General features: G+C 64.3%; 1 protein-coding gene. It reads left to right on the top strand.

Annotated elements, in window-relative coordinates; all coding sequences use genetic code 11:
* A partial coding sequence (locus P0D70_RS36785) for an NAD(P)(+) transhydrogenase (Re/Si-specific) subunit beta (protein ID WP_408188130.1) occupies window positions 1–541 on the top strand: 541 nt, incomplete at both ends.

The raw sequence follows: 541 nt of genomic DNA on the forward strand, positions 1-541 counted from the left end.
AGGGCTGTCGAATCCGAAGACCGCGCGCATCGGCAATACCTTCGGGATGGCGGGGATGGCGATCGCGATCCTCACGACCATCGCGCTGATCGTCAAGCAGGCCAACGGGCTCGGTTCGAATCTCGGTCTTGGGCTTGGCCTCTTGCTGGTCGCGCTGGTGGTCGGCGGTGCGGTTGGCGCGTTCGTCGCGGCGCGCGTCGAGATGACCAAGATGCCGGAACTGGTCGCGGCCATGCACTCGCTGATCGGTCTCGCCGCTGTGTGTATTGCGTACGCGGTGGTGTCGGAGCCGGCTGCGTTCGGTCTCGTCGATCCGGACAATACCGCGCCGGGCTTCCTGCCGTACGGCAATCGTGTCGAGCTGTTCATCGGCACGTTCGTCGGCGCGATCACGTTCTCGGGTTCGGTGATCGCGTTCGGCAAACTGTCCGGCAAGTACAGGTTCCGGTTGTTCCAGGGCGCGCCGGTCGTGTACGCGGGCCAGCATCTGATCAACCTGCTGCTCGCGCTGGCGATGCTCGGCTTTGGCGTGATCTTCTTT

Origin of the sequence: Paraburkholderia sp. RL17-381-BIF-C, assembly GCF_046026435.1 — a bacterium.
Classification (GTDB): domain Bacteria; phylum Pseudomonadota; class Gammaproteobacteria; order Burkholderiales; family Burkholderiaceae; genus Paraburkholderia.